At 70.5% G+C, this 18,943-nt stretch carries 16 protein-coding genes; 4 read left to right on the forward strand and 12 right to left on the reverse strand.

Features of this window, described 5'->3' with window-relative positions; all coding sequences use genetic code 11:
• Window positions 1-18 precede the first annotated feature (18 nt).
• Both AC4FS2_RS02210 and AC4FS2_RS02215 read left to right on the forward strand, forming a co-directional pair.
• Window positions 19-1,134, forward strand: coding sequence for an adenosine deaminase (locus AC4FS2_RS02210; protein WP_491153900.1), 1,116 nt, complete (start codon window positions 19-21; stop codon window positions 1,132-1,134).
• 942 nt (window positions 1,135-2,076) lie between these two features.
• The gene (locus tag AC4FS2_RS02215) at window positions 2,077-2,238 is read left to right on the forward strand and encodes a hypothetical protein (protein ID WP_491176301.1); all 162 of its coding nucleotides are present in this window, start codon (window positions 2,077-2,079) and stop codon (window positions 2,236-2,238) included.
• A 60-nt stretch (window positions 2,239-2,298) separates the two neighbouring features.
• On the opposite strand, the gene AC4FS2_RS02220 is transcribed toward AC4FS2_RS02215, so the two are convergent.
• The 6 genes from AC4FS2_RS02220 to AC4FS2_RS02245 all read right to left on the reverse strand — a co-directional run bounded on the left by AC4FS2_RS02220 (window position 2,299) and on the right by AC4FS2_RS02245 (window position 7,982).
• On the reverse strand, window positions 2,299-3,453 hold the full coding sequence (locus AC4FS2_RS02220) for a mannitol-1-phosphate 5-dehydrogenase (protein ID WP_491153899.1): 1,155 nt from the start codon (window positions 3,451-3,453) through the stop codon (window positions 2,299-2,301).
• Entirely contained in the window at window positions 3,450-3,887 is a 438-nt protein-coding gene (locus tag AC4FS2_RS02225) for a PTS mannitol transporter subunit IIA (RefSeq protein WP_491153897.1), read from the reverse strand. The genes AC4FS2_RS02220 and AC4FS2_RS02225 overlap by 4 nt, the downstream gene beginning before the upstream one ends.
• A gap of 107 nt (window positions 3,888-3,994) precedes the next feature.
• Window positions 3,995-5,602 carry a PTS mannitol transporter subunit IIBC gene (locus AC4FS2_RS02230; RefSeq protein ID WP_491153895.1) on the reverse strand — a complete coding sequence of 536 codons (1,608 nt, stop codon included), beginning with the start codon at window positions 5,600-5,602 and terminating at the stop codon, window positions 3,995-3,997.
• Complete coding sequence (ptsP, locus tag AC4FS2_RS02235; RefSeq protein WP_491155678.1) at window positions 5,599-7,326, reverse strand: phosphoenolpyruvate--protein phosphotransferase; 1,728 nt, start codon at window positions 7,324-7,326, stop codon at window positions 5,599-5,601. Before ptsP ends, AC4FS2_RS02230 begins: the two co-directional genes overlap by 4 nt.
• A 16-nt stretch (window positions 7,327-7,342) precedes the next feature.
• Window positions 7,343-7,618 (reverse strand): HPr family phosphocarrier protein, encoded by a 276-nt coding sequence (locus AC4FS2_RS02240; protein ID WP_491153893.1) that lies wholly within the window; start codon window positions 7,616-7,618, stop codon window positions 7,343-7,345.
• 19 nt (window positions 7,619-7,637) lie between these two features.
• Window positions 7,638-7,982: a PTS sugar transporter subunit IIB gene (locus tag AC4FS2_RS02245; RefSeq protein ID WP_491153891.1), complete on the reverse strand. Its 345-nt coding sequence runs from the start codon at window positions 7,980-7,982 to the stop codon at window positions 7,638-7,640.
• A gap of 277 nt (window positions 7,983-8,259) precedes the next feature.
• Here AC4FS2_RS02245 and AC4FS2_RS02250 point away from each other — a divergent pair, with 277 nt between their 5' ends.
• Window positions 8,260-10,185: a BglG family transcription antiterminator gene (locus AC4FS2_RS02250; protein ID WP_491155677.1), complete on the forward strand. Its 1,926-nt coding sequence runs from the start codon at window positions 8,260-8,262 to the stop codon at window positions 10,183-10,185.
• A 60-nt stretch (window positions 10,186-10,245) separates the two neighbouring features.
• On the opposite strand, the gene AC4FS2_RS02255 is transcribed toward AC4FS2_RS02250, so the two are convergent.
• From AC4FS2_RS02255 to AC4FS2_RS02270, 4 genes are all read right to left on the reverse strand, one after another.
• On the reverse strand, window positions 10,246-10,827 hold the full coding sequence (locus AC4FS2_RS02255) for a GNAT family N-acetyltransferase (RefSeq protein ID WP_491176302.1): 582 nt from the start codon (window positions 10,825-10,827) through the stop codon (window positions 10,246-10,248).
• Between the two features lie 132 nt (window positions 10,828-10,959).
• Entirely contained in the window at window positions 10,960-11,940 is a 981-nt protein-coding gene (locus AC4FS2_RS02260) for a hypothetical protein (RefSeq protein ID WP_491176304.1), read from the reverse strand.
• 229 nt (window positions 11,941-12,169) lie between these two features.
• Complete coding sequence (locus AC4FS2_RS02265) at window positions 12,170-13,858, reverse strand: phospho-sugar mutase (RefSeq protein ID WP_491176306.1); 1,689 nt, start codon at window positions 13,856-13,858, stop codon at window positions 12,170-12,172.
• Complete coding sequence (locus AC4FS2_RS02270; RefSeq protein ID WP_491153886.1) at window positions 13,855-14,688, reverse strand: purine-nucleoside phosphorylase; 834 nt, start codon at window positions 14,686-14,688, stop codon at window positions 13,855-13,857. The genes AC4FS2_RS02265 and AC4FS2_RS02270 overlap by 4 nt, the downstream gene beginning before the upstream one ends.
• Before the next feature lie 76 nt (window positions 14,689-14,764).
• On the opposite strand from AC4FS2_RS02270, the gene AC4FS2_RS02275 reads away from it, so the two are divergent.
• Window positions 14,765-16,219: an NAD(P)H-quinone dehydrogenase gene (locus AC4FS2_RS02275; RefSeq protein WP_491153884.1), complete on the forward strand. Its 1,455-nt coding sequence runs from the start codon at window positions 14,765-14,767 to the stop codon at window positions 16,217-16,219.
• A 219-nt stretch (window positions 16,220-16,438) separates the two neighbouring features.
• Here AC4FS2_RS02275 and AC4FS2_RS02280 read toward each other — a convergent pair whose 3' ends face one another.
• A complete protein-coding gene (locus tag AC4FS2_RS02280; protein ID WP_491176307.1) occupies window positions 16,439-18,205 on the reverse strand; it encodes an acetyl-CoA carboxylase biotin carboxylase subunit in 1,767 nt (588 codons plus the stop codon).
• A 78-nt stretch (window positions 18,206-18,283) separates the two neighbouring features.
• Entirely contained in the window at window positions 18,284-18,940 is a 657-nt protein-coding gene (locus tag AC4FS2_RS02285) for a Maf family protein (protein ID WP_491176309.1), read from the reverse strand.
• Window positions 18,941-18,943: the final 3 nt, after the last annotated feature.

Here is an 18,943-nt window from a genome sequence, read left to right on the forward strand (position 1 = left end):
GAAGCTCCGGGAGGAACCATGGCCATCGAACCCGACGGCGACGTCCGCATCGAAGGGCGGTCGCTGCGCGCGCTGCCCAAGGTGTCGCTGCACGACCATCTCGACGGCGCGGTGCGTCCCGCCACGGTGATCGAGCTCGCCGACGCTGCCGGCGTGGACCTCCCGGAAGCAGACCCCGACGACCTCGCTGACTGGTTTGCGGAAAGCGCCGAGGGTGGCACGCTCGTGGACTACCTGAAGACCTTCGACCTGACCGTGGCGGTCATGCAGACCCGTGAGGGACTGGCGCGCGTCGCCCGCGAGTTCGTCGAGGATCTCGCCACCGACGGCGTCGTCTACGGCGAAGTGCGCTGGGCACCCGAGCAGCACCTCACGCAGGGCCTCACGCTCGAGGAGGCCGTGGCAGCCGTGCAGGAGGGCATCGAAGAGGGTGAGGATGCCGCGCAGGCGGCCGGCCAGGACATCCGGGTCGGGCAGCTGTTGACGGCGCTGCGCCACAATGACCGCTCGCTCGACATCGCCCGGCTCGCCGTGCAGTGGCGGGGGAGGGGCGTGGTCGGGTTCGACATCGCCGGCCCCGAGGACGGGTTCTTACCCGCCCTCCACCGGGAGGCCTTCGACTACCTCGCGGGGGAGTTCTTCCCGGTGACCGTGCACGCCGGCGAAGCGGCCGGGTTGGACTCCATCCGTTCGGCTCTGCTGGACGGGCGCGCCGTGCGGCTCGGCCATGGCGTTCGGGTCGCGGAAGACCTCGATGTCGTTTCGCGTGCGGGCGACGAGGTGCGCGTGCACCTCGGTGACCTCGCCCGATGGGTGCGGGATCGAGAGATCGCTCTGGAGCTTGCCCCCTCATCCAATCTGCAGACCGGCGCCGTTGCGGCGTGGGGGACCAACCTCGAGGACCACCCGTTCGACCTGCTCTACCAGCTGGGTTTCTCCGTGACGGTGAACGTCGACAACCGGACGATGAGCCGCACCTCGCTGACCCGCGAGCTGGCTCTGCTCGTCGAGGCGTTCGAGTACGGTCTGGACGACCTGGAAGCGTTCCAGCTCAATGCGGCGGCGGCCGCGTTCCTCCCCATCGAGGAGCGCGAGGAGCTCATCGACCTCATCGCCGACGGCTTCGCCTCCTGACCTCTCTGCCAGAACCTCACGGCCGGTCGTGTCTCAGTTCTGCAGCTTCTGACGTGCCAGAAGCTGCACAACTGAGACACGACGGGCTTTGACCCGTCCTCCACAGGGGCGGTCGGGTCCGCGGGGCGAAGGGGCGGCTGTGGATGGCGCGGCTCGGGGCGCGCTGGGGGTGTCTCCTGGGGGAGTGACCACGCGGAACTCGCCTTTCGACGACCGACCGTTCTCGGTGGCCGCCGGCGAGGCGGCCGGAATCGGGCGCGGAGCGCTGGCCGGCCCGAGGTTCACTGCGCCGTTTCGCGGCGTTCGCCAGTGGAAGGGCGCCCCGCAGCCCGACACCGAGCGCTCTCGGCTGCTCATCCGCTGCCGCCAGTACGCGCAGCGGATGGCCGCGAACGAGTTCTTCAGCCACGACACCGCCCTGGTGATGTACGGCGCTCCTACCCCCTACGGGTGGCGGCTGGGTGACCTCCATGTCGCCGTGCACCGGCCGCACCAGGCGCCACGGATCCGCGGCATCCGCGGTCACCGTCTGCAACAACGCGTTCCGGCGGTTCGAGAGGTGGAGGGACTGCGGTTCGAAGACCCCTGTCGCGCGTGGGTGCAGCTCGCCCACGAGTGGCCGTTCGACGCGATGGTGGCCGCGGGCGACTTCCTCGTCGCACGGCGGCGGCCTCTCGCGACGATGGAGGAGCTTCGTGCGGAGGCGGCATGGGCACGCCGCGGACGGACGCTCGCCGGTGTGCTCGCGGCCGTCCGCGTCGGGTCCGAGTCGCCCGAAGAGACGCGGCTGCGGCTCGTGTTGCTGCGCGGTGGGCTGCCGGAACCCGAGCTGAACATCGACCTCTTCGACGATGAGGGCCGCTTCCTCGGCCGCGGCGACCTGGTGTTCCCCCGCTGGCGGGTGCTCGTGGAGTACGACGGTCGTCAGCACGCGAGCGACCCGTGCAGTTCGCCCGTGACGCCGACCGCTGGCACGGGTTGGCCGAAAGCGGGTGGACGCTCGTCCGGGTGCTCCACCATCATCTCCCGGGCGACGGGTCCGTCGCTCTCGATCGCACCCGGGCTGCCCTCATCCGCGCCGGGTGGCGCCCCGGCCCTGTCTGATGTCCCACCTTCGCAGCAAACTCAGCCCGGAAAGCTGCTTCACCGGGACATGAACCGGCGTCAGGACAGGGCGGCCTGCCGGGAGGCCACGATCCGCTCGATCCGGGGGAAGAGCGGATGCTCCGCCTCCAGGCCGGTCACCGCTGAGGTGAACTCCGCAGCCGACTGCTCCCGCAGCATCCGCTGCAGGTCCACGGACTGCGCATCCTCGGGGTCATCGAAGGCCAGTGCGGCGCTCATCGCGTCCACGAGCCCGTCGACCGGCAGCCCACGCTCGATCGCCTCCGCGGCCGGGCCCACGAAGCGCTCGTGCCGCGAGAGCTTGCGCAGCGGCTGCCGGCCCACCCGCCACACCGTGTCGGGGAGGGCGGGGTTGCGGAAGCGCCGCAGGATCGTCTCGCGGTACGCGTGCTGCGCCGCGGGTTCGAGATCGTGCTTCTGGATGAGGAGGTCCGAGGTCTCCCGCAGGGCCTTCTCGACCTTCGCGGCGATGGCGGGGTCGGCGAGGGCGTCGGAGATGCGCTCGATGCCCGCGGCGGCCCCGAAGTACGCCGTCGTCGCGTGCCCGGTGTTGACCGTGAACAGCTTCCGTTCGATGTACGGGGTCAGGTCGTCGACGAAGTGTGCGCCGGGGATGTGCGGCGGGGCGTCACCGAACGGTCCACGCTCGATCGCCCACTCGTAGAACGGCTCCACCGTCACGTCGATCCCGCCACCCGGGGCCTGCGCGGGAACGATGCGGTCGACGGCGGTGTTCGCGAACACCGCTCGCCCCGACACCGCGTCCCACGCGTCGCCGGCGGCGGCGGCCATCTCGTCGCGGAGGGTGTCGGTCGCGCCGATGGCGTTCTCGCATGCCATCACTTGCAGGGGAGCGGCGGCCGGATCGCGCAGTCCGAGACCCGCGACGATGTGCGGGGCGACGAACTTCAGGATGGTCGGCCCGACCGCGGTCGTGACCACGTCGGCCGTGGCGATCTCGTCCACCAGGGCGGACGCGTCGGTCGCGCTGTTGATCGCGCGGAATCCGGTGACGACGGTGTCGACGCCCCCCTCGCCGACCTCGTGGACCGTGTATTCGGACGCGGCGTTGATCGCATCGACGAGCGCCTCGGCGACGTCCGAGAACACCAGCTCGTACCCGCCCTCGTGCAGGAGCAGCCCGACGAACCCCCGGCCGATGTTGCCGGCGCCGAAGTGGACGGCTTTGCTCACTGGTTGACCGCCGATAGCGCCGCGAAGAGCTCTTCGGGCGACTCCACCGTCTTCAGCCGCGCCACCTCGTCCTCGTCGGAGAACAGGATCGCGATCTGCGACAGGATCTCGAGGTGCTCGTCGCCCTTGCCCGCGATGCCGACGACGAAGGTGACGGGCTCCCCGCCCCAATCCACGCCTCCGTCGTACCGGACCACCGACAGGCCGGAGTCGAGGATCGTCTGCTTCGTCTCGTTCGTGCCATGGGGGATCGCAAGCTCGTTGCCCATGTAGGTGGAGACCGTCTCCTCGCGCTGTTGCATCGCGTCGAAGTACGCGCCGGTGACGGCGCCGGCGGCTTGGAGGATGTCTGCGGCCTCCTTCATCGCCTCCTCGCGCGTCGCGCTCCCAGAGTGGATGCGCACCTGTCCGATGCTGAGGACATCACGTGCCATGGTCTCGCCTTTCGTTCGATGTATTCAGCCTGGCAAATGCTCAGCCGAACGGAAAGGCCGCGAGGCCGGGGGCATCACGCCGGCCCGGCCCCGCAGCGGTCGTTCTGTTACGCGCCGTCGTTCTGGTCGCGCACGATCTCCACGACCTCGTCGTACTTCGGCGAGTTCATGAAGTTGTCCACCGACACGTGGATCGCACCCGGGGACTGCCGGCGCGCGCGATCGGTGAGCTGGTTCTGCGTGATCACCAGATCGGCCGAGTCGTCGAGGTTCGCGATGGCCTTGTTGGTGACCGTGACCCCCTCGTAGCCGGCCTTCTTGATCTTGTTGCGCAGGACGCTCGCGCCCATCGCCGACGATCCCATACCCGCGTCGCAGGCGAACACGATGTTGCGTACCGGCTTGGTCGCGACGATGCCGCCGTCCAGCCGGCCGCCGGTCTCAGCCTCGGTCTCGAGTCGGTCCACGGCATCCTCGGCCTCGCGCACGGACTCGCGGTCCCGGTTGTCGGAGGCGCGCAGCCCATCCAGGGCCGAGGACGACTTGCCCTTGTTCGCCGCCGTCTTCGAAACCGCAGCGGAGAACTGGTCGCCCTCCGCGAGGAGGTCACGTTTGCGAGAGGCGCGCAGGATGACCGCCGCGACGAGGAACGTCACCGCCGCCGACAGCACGACGGAGAGGATGACCGCGAAGTACGCACCCGATGCCGTTTGCGCGAGCACCGCGAAGATGCTTCCCGGGGCGGCAGGGGCTCGCAGCGCTCCGCCGAGCAGCATGTTCGTGGTGACGCCGGTCGCACCACCCGCGATCAGCGCGACGATGAGCACCGGCTTCATGAGGGCGAACGGGAAGTAGACCTCGTGGATGCCACCGAAGAACTGGATGACCGCCGCGCCCGGTGCCGACGCGCGGGCCGCGCCGATGCCGAAGAACGTGAACGCGAGGAGCAGACCCAGACCGGGGCCGGGGTTGGCCTCGAGGAGGAACAGGATCGAGGAGCCGTTCTCCGACGCCTGTGCGATGCCGAGGGGCGTGAGCACGCCGTGGTTGATGGCGTTGTTGAGGAAGAACACCTTCGCCGGCTCGATGATGATGCTGGTCAGCGGAAGCAGGTTCGTCTCCACCAGCCAGTTCACCGCGATGCTGAGCACGTTCATCAGGCCGTTGACCAGCCACGCGACGGGGTAGAACCCGACGATGGCCATCACGAAGCCCCAGATGCCCGCAGAGAACATGTTCACGAGCATCTCGAAGCCGGCCCGGATCTTGCCGTCCCACAGCTTGTCGAGCCACTTCATGGTGTAGGCCGCGAGCGGTGCCATGATCATGGCACCGATGAACTGGTGGATCTGACCCAGCGGCTCCTCGCCCGCGGGCAGCGTGGCGTTGAACTGGGCGATCAGCAGGTCGGAGCCTGCGATGACGCCCATCGTGGCGATGGCGCCGACGACGGCACCGCGCACCCCGTAGACCATGTGGCCGGCGGTGTAGGCGATGATGATCGGCAGCAGGTAGTGGATGAACGGCCCGACGATCGTGGCGAGATCCGCGTTCGGCGTCCATCCCACGTCGATGAAGAAGGCCGTGAAGATACCCCACGCGATCAGCGCGGGGATGTTCGGCATGATCATGCCGGACAGGAACGTGCCGAATCGCTGAACGGCGACGCGGGCGCCCCCTCTCTTGGGGGTCACCTCTGGTGACGTCGTTGTCATGGCTGTGTCACTTTCTGTGATGCGGAGGCCGCACGTGCCGCCTCCGGTGCTGGTTCCAGCGAAGCGGCTCGTGCCGCATCGCGGGCGGAGGCCGCGTCATCCGCGGCCAGGGCTGCTTCGGCGACGCGTCGGGCGTCGTCGAGCGTGTGGGTAAGGAGGGAAGCGCGCACGTCCGCCAGCGCGGTGGGGGCCATGGACAAGGTCGTCGCGCCCAACCCCACGAGCACCACCGCCAGGAGGGGGTCGGCCGCTGCTTCGCCGCAGATTCCCACCGGCTTACCCGCGGCGGCTCCTGCCGCGCCCACCTCACGGATGAGGCGGAGCACCGCGGGATGCCACGGGTCCTGGAACGATGCGACCGAACCGAGCAGACGGTCCGCGGCGAGCGTGTACTGCGTGAGGTCGTTCGTGCCGATGGAGGCGAAGTCGGCCCGGGCGAGGATGCGGTCGGCCAGGAGCGCGGAGGAGGGCACCTCGACCATGACCCCGGCCGTTTTCAGTCCGTAGTCATGGGCCAGGGCGACGAAGTACTCCGTCTCCTCGACCGTCGAGACCATCGGCGCCATGACCCACAGGTCGGCCGGGCCTTCCGACGTCGCGCGGGTCGCTGCATCCGCCTCGGCCAGCGCGGTCAGCTGCTCGCGGAGGATGTCTTCGCTCGCGCGGAGCGCGCGCAGGCCTCGCAGCCCGAGCGCCGGGTTCTCCTCGTGCGCGTCGTTGAGGAAGGGCAGCGGCTTGTCGGCACCGGCATCCAGCACCCGCACGACGACCTTCTTTCCCGGGAAGGTCGAGAGGAGCTCGGTGTACGCCGTGCGCTGCTCCTCGACCGTCGGCGCGGAGTTCGCGCTGAGGAAGAGGAACTCGGTGCGGAACAGCCCGACGCCCTCGGCGCCCAGTTCGACCGCCTCCGCGGCGCCTCCTGGTTTGCCCAGGTTGGCGAGCAGCGGAACCGCGGTACCGTCGGCGAGCGCTCCGGGGGTGATGGGCGCCGAGGACGCGGACGCCCGCTCGGCGGCCCGGTTCTGCGCGCGGTCGAGGTCGTCTTGGCTCGGGTCGACGGTCACGACGCCGGCGGCGGCATCCACGATCACGACCGTGCCGTCGGCGAGGTCCTTGGCCTGCGCCGCGCCGACCACGGCGACGATGGACTTCTCGCGGGCGAGGATCGCGGTGTGGGACGTCGGGCCACCCTCGGTGGTGACGAGCGCGAGCACCTTGTCGAGGTCGAGCAGGGCGGTGTCGGCGGGGGCGAGGTCTTTCGCGACGAGCACGAACGGATGCCCCGGATCGGGCACGCCCGGCGCCGGTACTCCGCGCAGGTGCGCCAGCACGCGCTGGGCCACGTCGTCGAGATCCGCGGCGCGCTCGCCGAGGTAACCCCCGAGCGCGGTGAGCTGGTCACGGAACGAGGCGAAGGCATCCCACACGGCCCATTCGCCGGTCTTCCCTGCCGTGAGGCGGGTGTCGATCTCAGCCTCGAGTGAGGGATCTTCCGCCATCATCGCCTGGGCCTCGAGAACGTCTCGGGCGGCGCCGCCGGCCTGCGATCCACGCTGCTCCAGCTCGCGGGCCACCGCGGCCACCGCATCCCGCACCCGCGCGGTCTCCTCTTCGGGCGACATCGTGCTCGGGGCATCGGCGGGTGCCGGAAGCGGCTCGGCCATGCGCGCGATCGGCCCTTGGGCCACGCCCAGGCCGATCCCGACTCCGCGGACCTCGCTCATCGTGGCTGTCCCGTCCTCATTCGGCGTCATGGTCGGTGCTCAACAGGTCGGCGAGCGTATCCAGGGTCGCTTCGCTTCCCTCGCCGTCCGCGGTCAGCGTGACGTAGTCGCCCTGGTCGATTCCGAGTGCGATGACGCCGAGGATGCTGGCGGCGTTGACCGGCGCTCCGGATCCCTTCGCGATCGTGATCGGGATGCCGGCTTCCTTCGCCGCCTGGGCGAAGAGCTTCGCCGGGCGCGCGTGCAGCCCGTGGCTGGACCCGATCCGTACCGTGCGGGTGAGGGGAGGCATGGTTCCTGCTTTCTCGCGTCTACGCGTTCGTCGTGTGAGAGTCAAGACCTGCCGGGGGTGCATCCGGCAGAGTCGTTCGTACCAGGTCGAGCGTGCGCTCCCCGGTCAGGTCCGTGAAGACATCGTCGGGGAGGAACGCCACGGCCACGCCATGTCCGGCGGCGCTGCGCTCTATCCATTCGCGCTCGGATACGAGGTGGGGCCCCACCAGCACGATGTCGGCGGAGTCCAGGTCGACCACGAGGGATCCGGCTGTTCCCGCCACCGCTGTGTATGCCAGGCCGCGCGCGTGCGCGGCGCGCCGGACGCGCTGAGCCACGAACGTGCTGGACGCGCCCGCGCCGCACACCACAAGGATCCTCATCGACCCGCCTCCTTCCCTGCCATTCTTGTGAGTCTCCTGGGAGCGGACAACCAGGTCTGTTTCCCACCCCCCGGAACGTCATCACGGCCGGCGCTGCCGCATCCGGGCGTCTCGCCGTGTGGGCGACCGGTGCAGGTCTGCGCCGCGGCGAGGTGCGAGCCGGACGCCCAGGGCCCGGCGCCACCGGCGCACCTCGGAGCCGGGCAGGAAGGGGCGTGATTGACTGGGACAGCGGCAAGGAACGCACCTCCCGCGGAAACGATCGTGACGGCACATGATGACGAGGGCTCGCCAAGACCGGCTCCTCGGCCTGCTGACCCGCAATGGTGAATGGGCGACAGCCGCTTCGCTCGCCGATGTGCTCGGGGTCACCCCCCGCAGCATCCGGTCGTATGTCACCTCGCTGAATGCCCGGGTGCCCGGCGGTGCGGCGGTGGAGTCGGGTCCGCTCGGTTACCGGGCAGGCCCGGATGCGGCGGCAGCACTCCGCGCGGCCCCGGCCACCGATGGCGGCACGCCGCGCGATCGCCTCCACATCCTGGTGCGGACGCTCCTGGACAGCGAAGACGGCATCGACGTCTTCGTCACCGCTGACACGCTGCACGTCAGCCCCGCGACGCTCGAGGCCGACCTTGCCCGCGTGCGGGGACTTCTCGGCGGCACGGAGCTGACGCTGGAGCGTTCTGCGTCGACGGCCCGGTTGCGCGGCACGGAGATGGCCCAGCGGCGTCTCCTCAGCCGCCTCGCCCACGACGAGATGGATGCGGGATCCTTCGATCTCGAGGCGCTTCGACGCACGCTCGGCCAGGGGTCGGTGGGTGCGGAGGCGTTCGGACCCTTCAAGGCCGAACTCGCGGCGGAGCTGGGTGCCCTCGGGTATTTCGTCAACGAGTACGGCATCGGGGACGTCGTCATGCACATCGCGATCGCCGCCGACCGGATCGCGCGCGACCGGGCACTGGAGCGGACGGCGGGGGACTCTTCCCCGGCGCACCGCGATGTCGCCGCGCTGCTGGACCGCCTCGCAGACACCCATCTCGGCGTACGCCTGGGCGCCGGAGACCAGCAGCACTTAGCCACTCTCGTCCTCACGCGGGTGGTCGCGCCCGGCGCTCCTGCCGCCGATGATGCGCGCTCCCGGCTCGAGCCCGACGTGGATCGGGCGGTGCGGGCGGTCGTCGAGCGGGCCGCATCCGAATTCCTCGTCGATATCGCCGACGAGGACTTCATCCTGCGCCTTGCCTTGCATGTGCAGAACCTGCTGCACCGCTCGAAGGAGCAGGCGTGGTCGCGCAACCCGCTGACGCGTTCGCTGAAGTCGTCGTACCCGATGATCTTCGAAGTCGCCGTCTTCATCGCCAGCGGGCTGCACGAGAGCCTCGGCATCCCGATCCTGGATGACGAGATCGCCTACATCGCGATGCACGTCGGCGGACGGCTCGAGCGCAGCCGCCGCGCCGACCAGCTCCTGACGGCGACGATCGTGTGCCCCGGATACTACGAGCTGCACGAGCTGCTGCGTTCGAGCGTCGACCGCTCCCTCGGGCAGGCGATCGAGGTCGTCGGAGTCGAAACGCGCGTCGACCCCGACTGGCCCTCCATCGACACCGACCTCGTGCTGACCACGATCGACCCGCCCGTCGCAGGAGACCGGATCGTCCGCATCCAGCCGTTCCTCACCGATGCCGACGTCGACCGCGTGCAGGCGGCCGCCGCCCGCATCCGCCGTGGCCGGCGGCTGCAGCGCCTCCGGGCAGAGCTGGAGCGGTATTTCGACTCGTCCGCGTTCGTCCGAGGCATCGACAGCGCGCAGGGCGAGGAGGGCGTCATCCGTCACCTCGGGGGGCTCCTCGTGCGGCAGGGTGTGATCGACGACCACTACGTCGAGCGGGCGATCGAGCGCGAGCGCCTGTCGTCCACGGCCTTCACCGACGCGCTCGCGGTGCCGCATGCGATCGGAATGACCGCGACGCGCACGCAGATCGCCATCGGCATTGCGGATCCCTCGATCCCGTGGGGGGACGGGCGCGTGCAGGTGGTGGCGCTCGTGGCGTTCTCGGAGGCGGACCGCGAGGCCTTCCAGACGGTCTTCGAGCAGTTCGTGGAGGTCTTCTCCGAGCGCGAGAGCGTGCAGCGCATCGTGCGGCGCGTGGCGGACTTCCCCGGATTCCTCGACGAGCTCGTCGCCGTCATCGACGGCTGATCCGCCCGGCGGGACCGGGCGCCGGGGCGGGGTGCGCCGGGCGGGGCCGGGGTGGCCCGATCAGCGGTGGTGGCCGAGGCGCGCCTCCAGCCCGCGGCGTACCGCCGGCCACTCGCCTGGGAGGATGGAGTAGACGACGGTGTCGCGGAGGATGCCGTCGGGCCCGAGGCGGTGGTTGCGCAGCACCCCGTCCTGCTTTGCGCCGAGTCGCTCGATCGCCGCCCGGGACTGCCGGTTGTGCCAGTGGGTGCGGAATTCCACGGCGATGGCGTCGCACGCGTCGAAGGCGTGGCCGAGGAGCAAGAGTTTCGCGGCGGTGTTGACGGCGGTTCGCTGGGCGGCGGGTGCCAGCCAGGTGTGCCCGATCTCGACGCGCCGGTTCGCCTTGTCGATGTTGCAGAAGGTGGTTTCGCCCACCACGGCCCCGCCACGGATCACGGCCCACGGGTTCATGGCACCCTCGTCGCGCCACCGGAGGCGCTGCGCGATGTCGTCGGCGACAGCATCCGGCGCGGGCACCGATGTGTACCAGACATGTTCGAGCCCTCTGGCGGCTTCGGCGAGGCCCGTCGCCTGCTCGCGGGTCAGCGGCTCAAGGCGCACGTACGCGTTTTCCAGCACGACCGGCTCGGCGAACTCCATGCCGCAGAGCCTACGGCCGGCTGAGCCCGCATGCCGGTGGGCCGCCAACTGCATTTGGGGCGAATTCTGTGCTTTGGGGCGGGGTTTGCCGCGCCCCAAAGCACCTGTGGCGCCCCAATCCGGGGCACGTGGTCATCGGCCGCGGCGAGGGACGCCTGGCGGGACGATGCCGAACGACGCGAGACGATCGCCGAGAGTCAGGGCCGTTCGGTTGTGCACGGATCCCCACCGCGCGAAGCGGCGCTGGGTGGTACCGCGGATCCAGTCTTCGCGCTGCTTTTCGCGCTCGACCACCTGCTCCATGGTGAGGCCGCGGCGCAGCAGGATGTCGCGGTACTTCCCTTTCCCGTCGAATTCACCGAAGGCCAGGACATCGTCGAGGCCGAAGTCCACCCAGTAGTCGGTACCGCCGGGGCCGGCGACGTGCACCTGCAGCCGAGGAAGGGCGAAGCCGAGCTCGACGAGGTGGATGCGGCTGACGCTCTCACCCGGCAGGTCCGCTCGTCCGTCAGCGAAGTCGAGCACGCGTTCGGCGCGCCGCGCCCCGTGGGCCGAACGGTGGGCCACGTCTGCCGCCGTTCCGCGGAACGCCTCGGCCCGGTCGACCAGATACTCGCCGTTGCGCACATGGGCGACCCCGTGCAGCGCGGAATCCGCGATGCAGACGGCGGTGGCGAAGGCGGCGGTGCGCGCCACGTCGGCCACAGTGCGCTCGGCGGAGGTGAACAGCATCCCGTGAGTCTCGACGAGTTCGCCGTCCGGAAGGTCGCCGCGGTGACGGGTGAGACCTTGCGCCGCGCCGGGGCGCTCCGGAGGTGTGATGACGTGGATGCGCCGGTCCTCGGGACCGTACAGCGGGTAGCCGTGAGCGGCCGCGGCCGTGAGATGCGAGAAGACCGGTCGTACGGTGGCGACCATGTCCCACGCGGCCGCGCGCGCGAGCGTCTTCTCCTCGACGGTGTACGGCGCATCCGCGGGCGCGCGGGTGAAGACGCCCGGACGCACGACCTGGAGTCGCCCCGCGTCGACCTGTCGCCGGATCGCACGGGAGCGGGCGCCCTCTTGGGCGAGGTCGTCTCGCGTCAGCAGTGGCACGCGCCCGATGTTCCGCATCCACCGATGCTGACCCCCAGTGCCCCCGCGGCTGTGCCGCGCAGCGCTTCCGGGGGAGTAACGCCCCTCATCCCCGCCTGTGGAGGACGAGTGCGCCCCGCGGGTTTGGGGCGCCATCGGTGCTTTGGGGCGCGCGCCGACCCGCCCCAAAGCACCGAATTCGCCCCAACCACGATCCGGGCGCAAGCCGCCGCCCCCCGCCGGACCAGGGCGGTGCAGCGGACGCGGGTCAGCGGATGCTGTCGAGCAGCGCCCGCGCGCCCGCGGCGAGAGCGGCCAAACGTGCGCGGGCTTCCACATCCGAGTCGCCGTGCACGTCGAGGTACATCTTGAGCTTCGGCTCGGTCCCGCTGGGTCGCACGATGAGGCGCGACCCGTCGTCGAGCCAGATGCGCAGCACATCGCCGGGCGGCAGATCCTCGAACCCGGTGAGGAGATCGTCGATGCGGGCGACCGGGCTGTCGCCGAGCCGGGTGGGCGGCTGGGACCGCAGCGCCTGCATGATCCGCCCGATCTCCGACACATCCGCGACCCGGATCGAGATCTGGTCGCTCGCGAACGCCCCGAACGTCTCGAGCATCTCGTCGAGCAGTCCGCGCAGGTCCGTCCCGCGACCACGCGCTTCGGAGACGAGCCCGAGGAGGGCGATCGCCGCCGACACGCCGTCCTTGTCACGCACCGTCTCCGGGTTGACGAGGTACCCGAGAGCCTCCTCGAACCCGTACACGATCCCGGGGGCGCGGGAGATCCACTTGAAGCCCGTGAGGGTCGCGGTGAAGCCGAGACCGTAGTGCTCGGCGATCGCCTGCAGTCCGGGGGAGGAGACGAGGGAGCAGGCCAGGGTGGCACCTTCGGTGCCGGCTTCGGACGCTCTGCGTGCGGCGCGCCAGCCGAGAAGCAGGCCGACCTCGTTGCCGCTGAGGCGCCGCCATCCGCCTTCGGCGTCAGCATCCGGGATCGCGACGGCCAGGCGGTCGGCGTCCGGATCGTTGGCGATCACGAGCTCCGCGCCGACGCGCCGGGCGGTTTCGAACGAGAGATCCATCGCGCCCGGTTCCTCCGGATTGGGGAACGCGACCGTCGGGAATGCCCCGTCGGGTTCGATCTGCTCGGCCACCACCGTGGGCTCGGGGTAGCCGGCGGTGACCAGGATGCTGCGGAGGGTCTCCCACCCGACGCCGTGCATCGCGGTGTACACCCAGTTGAGCCCTTCGGCGGATGCAGGCGCCGGGGCGACGGCCGCGGTCGCGGCGACGTACGCCTCGACCAGCTCCTCGGGCGCGTTCGCGTAGCCGACCGACCGCGGGATCGTGCCGATGTCGCCGCGGTCCGCGACCGCCTGGATGTGCGCGGCGATCTCCGCATCCGCGGGGGAGACGATCTGCGCGCCGCCGTCCTCGCCGCCGAGGTACACCTTGTACCCGTTGTCATTGGGCGGATTGTGGCTGGCCGTGACCATGACGCCCGCCGCCGCGCCGAGATGCCGAACGGCGAACGCGAGAACCGGGGTCGGCAGCATCCGCGGCAGGAGGACGGCGTGCAGCCCCGCCCCGGCGAAGATCTCCGCCGACTCACGGGCGAAGACGTCGGAGTTGCGTCGGCCGTCGTACCCGACGACCACGAGAGGCGTCGCATCGGCCGCCGCACGCTCGGCGACGTACGCGGCGAGTCCGGCAGCCGCCTGCGCGACGAGAACGCGGTTCATCCGGTTCGGGCCCGCCCCGAGTGCCCCGCGGAGACCTGCCGTGCCGAAGGCGAGGCGGTGGGTGAAGCGATCGAGAAGGTCGGCGGTCGCTTCGGCGTCTCCGGCCTCGGTCCGGTCGATCAGTTCGCGCAGCTCGCTGCGGGTCTGCGCATCCGGGTCCTGGGCGAGCCACGCGCGCGCGGCCCCCAGCACCTCCTCAGGCGCGGCACTCACAGCGCCTCGATGATCCGCGCCAGCAGCGACGAGATCACCGGTTCGGCCTCGCGGCCGGCTTCGAGTACCTCTTGGTGGCTCAAGGGCGTTTTTTGGATGCCCGCGGCGAGGTTGGTGATCAGCGACATCCCCAGAACTTCCATCCCGCCCTCACGCGCGGCGATCGCCTCGAGCGCGGTCGACATCCCCACGATGTGCCCCCCGATCGCCTTGGCCATCTGGACCTCGGCCGGAGTCTCGTAGTGCGGCCCGCGGAACTGGCAGTAGACGCCCTCATCCAGCTCCGGCTCGATCGTCCGGGCGACCGCCCGCAGCCGCGCCGAATAAAGGTCGGTCAGGTCGATGAACGTCGCACCCTCCAACGGCGAGGCAGCCGTGAGGTTGATGTGGTCGCTGATGAGCACGGGCTGCCCGGGACGCCACGTCTCGCGGATGCCTCCGGCGCCGTTGGTGAGGATCATCGTGGATGCCCCGGTCGCCGCCGCCGTCCGGACGCTGTGCACGACGCGGCGCACGCCGTGCCCTTCGTAGAAGTGGGTGCGCGCACCGATGACGAGCACATACCGGCCCGCGGGCGTGCGGACGCTGCGCAGGGTGCCGACATGGCCTTCGAGCGCCGGCTTGCTGAAGCCGGCCACGTCCGGCGCGGGAACAGTCGCCACGGTTTCGCCGATCAGCTCGGCAGCGCGCCCCCATCCGCTTCCCAGAGTCACGGCGATGTCATGACGCTCGACGCCGGTGAGCCTCGCGATGTCGGCCGCGGCGCGCGCGGCGATCTCGAACGGGTCGGCGGAGGGGTCGTCGAGGGGGTTCCCGGCAGTGTGTGGCATTCCCCCACTCTACGAACGCGCGCACTTCGGTGCCACGCGGGCGGAACTGGTCCCGGCACGCGACAGAATGGATGCCATGTCCCTCAGCTTCGAGCGCACCCAGAGCGTCGCCATCCTCGGTGGCGGGCCCGGCGGTTACGAGGCGGCGCTGGCCGCCGCCCAGCTCGGGGCGGAGGTGACCGTCATCGAACGGCAGGGAATCGGCGGGGCGGCCGTCATCACCGATGTGGTTCCCTCCAAAACGCTGATCGCCACGGCCGACGCCGCGGTGGCGATCCAGGGCGCCAGCGACCTGGGCGTGCAGCTGTTCGCCAAGGGCGGCGACGGTCGCCCCCTCGCCGCCGAGGTCGCCGTGAACATGGCGGCCGTCAACCGCCGCGTGCTGGCGCTGGCCCGCCAGCAGTCCGACGACATGCGCGCGTCGCTGGTCGAAGCGGGGGTCCGGATCATCGCGGGCCAGGGGCGCCTGGACGGCGACTCCGCCGTCATCGTCTCCACCGAGGCGGGTGGCACGGACTTCGACCGCGTCGAGGCCGACACCCTCGTGGTGGCGGTGGGATCCTCCCCGCGAGAGCTGCCCGCGGCGCGGCCCGACGGGGAACGCATCCTCACCTGGACGCAGCTGTACGACATGAAGGCCCTCCCGAAGCACCTCATCGTGGTGGGGTCGGGGGTCACCGGCGCGGAGTTCGCATCGGCGTACATGAACCTCGGGTCGCAGGTGACGCTCATCTCCAGCCGCGATCAGGTGCTCCCTGGGGAAGACACGGATGCGGCGGCCGTGCTGGAGAAGGTCTTCAAGCGGGGCGGCATGACGCTTCTGTCGAAGTCGCGGGCGCAGAGCGTGGTGAACACCGGCGACGGTGTCGTCGTGACGCTCTCGGATGGCCGCACCATCGAGGGGAGCCACTGCCTCATGGCCGTCGGCGCGGTGCCGAACACCACCGGCATCGGGCTGGAGGAGGCCGGCGTGCAATGCGCCGACTCCGGGCACATCCGCGTGAACCGCGTGGCGCGCACCTCGGTGCCGAACGTCTACGCCGTGGGCGACTGCACCAACTTCGTGCCGCTGGCGTCGGTCGCGTCGATGCAGGGGCGCACGGCGATCTTCCACGCGCTCGGAGACACCGTGATCCCGCTCGAGCGGCGCCGCATCACCGCCAACATCTTCACCGCCCCGGAGATCGCGTCGGTGGGATTCTCGGAGCAGGACGCCATCGACGGGCGCGTGGACGGGGTCGTCCGGCGGCTCCCCCTGTCGGCGAACCCGCGCGCGAAGATGCAGGGCATCCGCGACGGTTTCGTGAAGATCATCGCGCGGCAGGGGAGCGGCACCGTCATCGGCGGGGTCATCGTCGGGCCGCGCGCATCGGAGCTCATCTACCCGCTCGCCATCGCGGTGGAGCGGCGCTTGACGGTGGATCAGGTCTCCCGTGTGTTCGCGGTCTACCCGTCGCTGTCGGGGAGCATCACCGACGCCACGCGCGCGATGCACATCGTCGAGCGCAACGACGCCCCCGAGGATCTCTGACTCGCGTCGTCCGTGGCTGACGCTTCGTCTCGCTGCGCTCGCTCAGCGTCCGGGAGCCGGACTCCGGACCCTGAGCGAGGAGCGCAGCGACGAGACGAAGGGTCGCCTCCGCGTGGCCTCGACGCTTCGTCTCGCTGCGCTCGCTCAGCGTCCGGACTCCGGACCCTGAGCGAGGAGCGCAGCGACGAGACGAAGGGTCAACGCCCGCGCGGGTCGAACTCAGCTGATGATGAGGAGCTGGTGGCCCGCGGCGACCGTCGTGCCGGCCGTGGCATCCAGCCCGCCGATCACGCCGTCCTTGTGCGCGGGGATCGGCTGCTCCATCTTCATCGCCTCGAGCACGACCACCAGGTCGCCCTTGACGACGATCTGGCCGTTCTCGACGGCGACCTTGACAATGGTGGCCTGCATCGGGGCCTTCACGGCGTCGCCGGTCGCACCTGCGACGGCGGATGCGGCGTGCGAGCGGCGTGACGGGGGAGCCGCAGCCGGGCGGCCGGGACCGCCGCCGGCGGAGGCGATGCGCTCGGGGAGGTTCACCTCGAGGCGCTTGCCGCCGACCTCGACGACGACGGTGTGCCGGGCTGCCGGAGCGGCCGGGGGCTCGAGCTCCCCGTCCCACGGCGGGATGTCACCGGCGAACTCGGTCTCGATCCAGCGGGTGAAGACCCCGAACCGGCCGTCCTCGGCCGTGAAGGCGGGGTCGCGTACGACGAGGCGGTGGAACGGGAGGACGGTGGGAAGGCCTGCCACCTCGAACTCGTCGAGCGCCCGCCGCGCGCGCTGCAGGGCTTCGGCGCGGTCGCGGCCGGTCACGATGATCTTCGCCAGGAGCGAGTCGAACGAGCCGGAGACGCTGTCGCCCGCTGTGACACCGGAATCGAGGCGGATGCCGGGGCCCCCGAAGGTCTTGAACACGTGGATGGGACCGGGCTGCGGAAGGAAGCCGCGGCCCGGGTCTTCGCCGTTGATGCGGAACTCGATCGAGTGCCCCGTGGGCGCCGGGTCGTCATAGCCGAGTTCCTCGCCCTCGGCGAGGCGGAACTGCTCGCGCACGAGGTCGATACCGGTGACCTCCTCAGAGACCGGGTGCTCCACCTGCAGGCGGGTGTTGACCTCGAGGAAGGAGATCGTGCCGTCGGCGCCGATGAGGAACTCGCACGTTCCCGCGCCGACGTACCCGACGTCGCGGAGGATCGCCTTCGAGGAGGTGTAGAGGATCTCGTTCTGCTCGTCGGTGAGGAACGGTGCCGGAGCTTCTTCGACGAGTTTCTGGTGGCGCCGCTGGAGAGAGCAGTCGCGCGTCGAGACGACGACGACGTTGCCCGCCGCATCCGCCAGGCACTGCGTCTCGACGTGCCGCGGGCGGTCGAGGTACTTCTCCACGAAGCACTCGCCCCGCCCGAAGGCGGTGACGGCCTCGCGTGTGGCGGATTCGAACATCTCGGGTATTTCGTCGATCGTCCGGGCGACCTTGAGCCCTCGGCCACCGCCGCCGAAGGCCGCTTTGATCGCGATCGGCAGGCCGACGCTCTCGGCGAAGGCTATGACCTCGTCGGTTCCGGACACCGGACCGGGCGTGCCGGGGGCCAGCGGTGCGCCGACCTTATCGGCGACGTGGCGGGCGGTGACCTTGTCGCCGAGCGCCTCGATGGCTTCCGGCGAGGGACCGATCCAGACCAGTCCGGCGCCGATGACGGCGCGGGCGAAGTCGGCGTTCTCGGCGAGGAAACCGTAGCCGGGATGGACGGCGTCGGCGCCGGAGCGGCGGGCGACGGACAGGATCTTCTCGATCGAGAGGTAGGTCTCGGCGCTCGTGGCGCCCTCGAGGGCGTACGCCTCGTCGGCGAGGCGGGTGTGGAGGGCGTCGCGATCGGAGTCTGCGTAGACCGCCACGCTCGCGCGACCGGAGTCGCGGGCGGCGCGGATGACTCGGACGGCGATCTCGCCGCGGTTAGCGATCAACACCTTGGCGATTTTCGGCATGGGTGCCAGCCTACTCACGCCCAGGGGTCCGTTTTTGAGCAACCTGCACAAGAAACGCCGGGGAACGTGTGGGGGAGTCTACGAACCGTTCGCGCGGTTCCAGAGGGCTGTCCACTCGCCGCCGAGTTCCCGGATCAGGCTGCGCACGGTGGACAGTGACATTCCCACCACCGTGGACGGGTCGCCTTCGACCCGTTCGATGAAAGCTCCGCCCAGGCTGTCGACCGTGAATGCGCCGGCCACCTGCAGCGGTTCACCGGTGGCGACGTAGGCGGCGATCTCGTCGTCGGTGACGTCGGCGCGGAAGGTGACGGATGCTTCGGCCGTGGCGTACGCCTCCCGGGCGGGCAGCCCGGGCGAGACGCGAAGGACGCTGTGCCCGGAGTGCAGCACCCCGGTGCGGCCCCGCATCGCTCGCCAGCGCTCGGTCGCAGCCTTCGGGGTATACGGCTTGCCGAGGATCTCCCCGCCCAGCTCGAACATGGAGTCGCCGCCGAGCACGAAACCGTCGAAGGCCGGATCGGCCGCCGCGAGTTGCGCGGCGACGTCGGCGGCCTTCCGTCGTGCCAGCAGCAGGACGTGTTCCTCGGCGGGAAGGCGTCGCCCCTCGGCCCGCTCCACCCCGTCGACGACGGCTTCTTCATCGACGTCCGGCGCGAGGGTCAGCGGTTCGATGCCGGCCTGGCGCAGAAGCATGAGCCGAGCAGGGGAGGTGGACGCCAGGCAGACACGCATCCC

The sequence above is a fragment of the Microbacterium sp. Z10_103 genome (assembly GCF_058310455.1).

Bases quoted from the DNA above. Each gene is read 5' to 3' on its own strand.
- AC4FS2_RS02210 (WP_491153900.1), top strand. From the start codon at position 19: ATGGCCATCGAACCCGACGGCGACGTCCGCATCGAAGGGCGGTCGCTG.
- AC4FS2_RS02225 (WP_491153897.1), bottom strand. From the start codon at position 3,887: ATGGCACGTGATGTCCTCAGCATCGGACAGGTGCGCATCCACTCTGGG.
- AC4FS2_RS02230 (WP_491153895.1), bottom strand. From the start codon at position 5,602: ATGACAACGACGTCACCAGAGGTGACCCCCAAGAGAGGGGGCGCCCGC.
- ptsP (WP_491155678.1), bottom strand. From the start codon at position 7,326: ATGAGCGAGGTCCGCGGAGTCGGGATCGGCCTGGGCGTGGCCCAAGGG.
- AC4FS2_RS02240 (WP_491153893.1), bottom strand. From the start codon at position 7,618: ATGCCTCCCCTCACCCGCACGGTACGGATCGGGTCCAGCCACGGGCTG.
- AC4FS2_RS02245 (WP_491153891.1), bottom strand. From the start codon at position 7,982: ATGAGGATCCTTGTGGTGTGCGGCGCGGGCGCGTCCAGCACGTTCGTG.
- AC4FS2_RS02250 (WP_491155677.1), top strand. From the start codon at position 8,260: ATGACGAGGGCTCGCCAAGACCGGCTCCTCGGCCTGCTGACCCGCAAT.
- AC4FS2_RS02255 (WP_491176302.1), bottom strand. From the start codon at position 10,827: ATGGAGTTCGCCGAGCCGGTCGTGCTGGAAAACGCGTACGTGCGCCTT.
- AC4FS2_RS02260 (WP_491176304.1), bottom strand. From the start codon at position 11,940: ATGCGGAACATCGGGCGCGTGCCACTGCTGACGCGAGACGACCTCGCC.
- AC4FS2_RS02270 (WP_491153886.1), bottom strand. From the start codon at position 14,688: ATGCCACACACTGCCGGGAACCCCCTCGACGACCCCTCCGCCGACCCG.
- AC4FS2_RS02275 (WP_491153884.1), top strand. From the start codon at position 14,765: ATGTCCCTCAGCTTCGAGCGCACCCAGAGCGTCGCCATCCTCGGTGGC.
- AC4FS2_RS02280 (WP_491176307.1), bottom strand. From the start codon at position 18,205: ATGCCGAAAATCGCCAAGGTGTTGATCGCTAACCGCGGCGAGATCGCC.
- AC4FS2_RS02285 (WP_491176309.1), bottom strand. From the start codon at position 18,940: ATGCGTGTCTGCCTGGCGTCCACCTCCCCTGCTCGGCTCATGCTTCTG.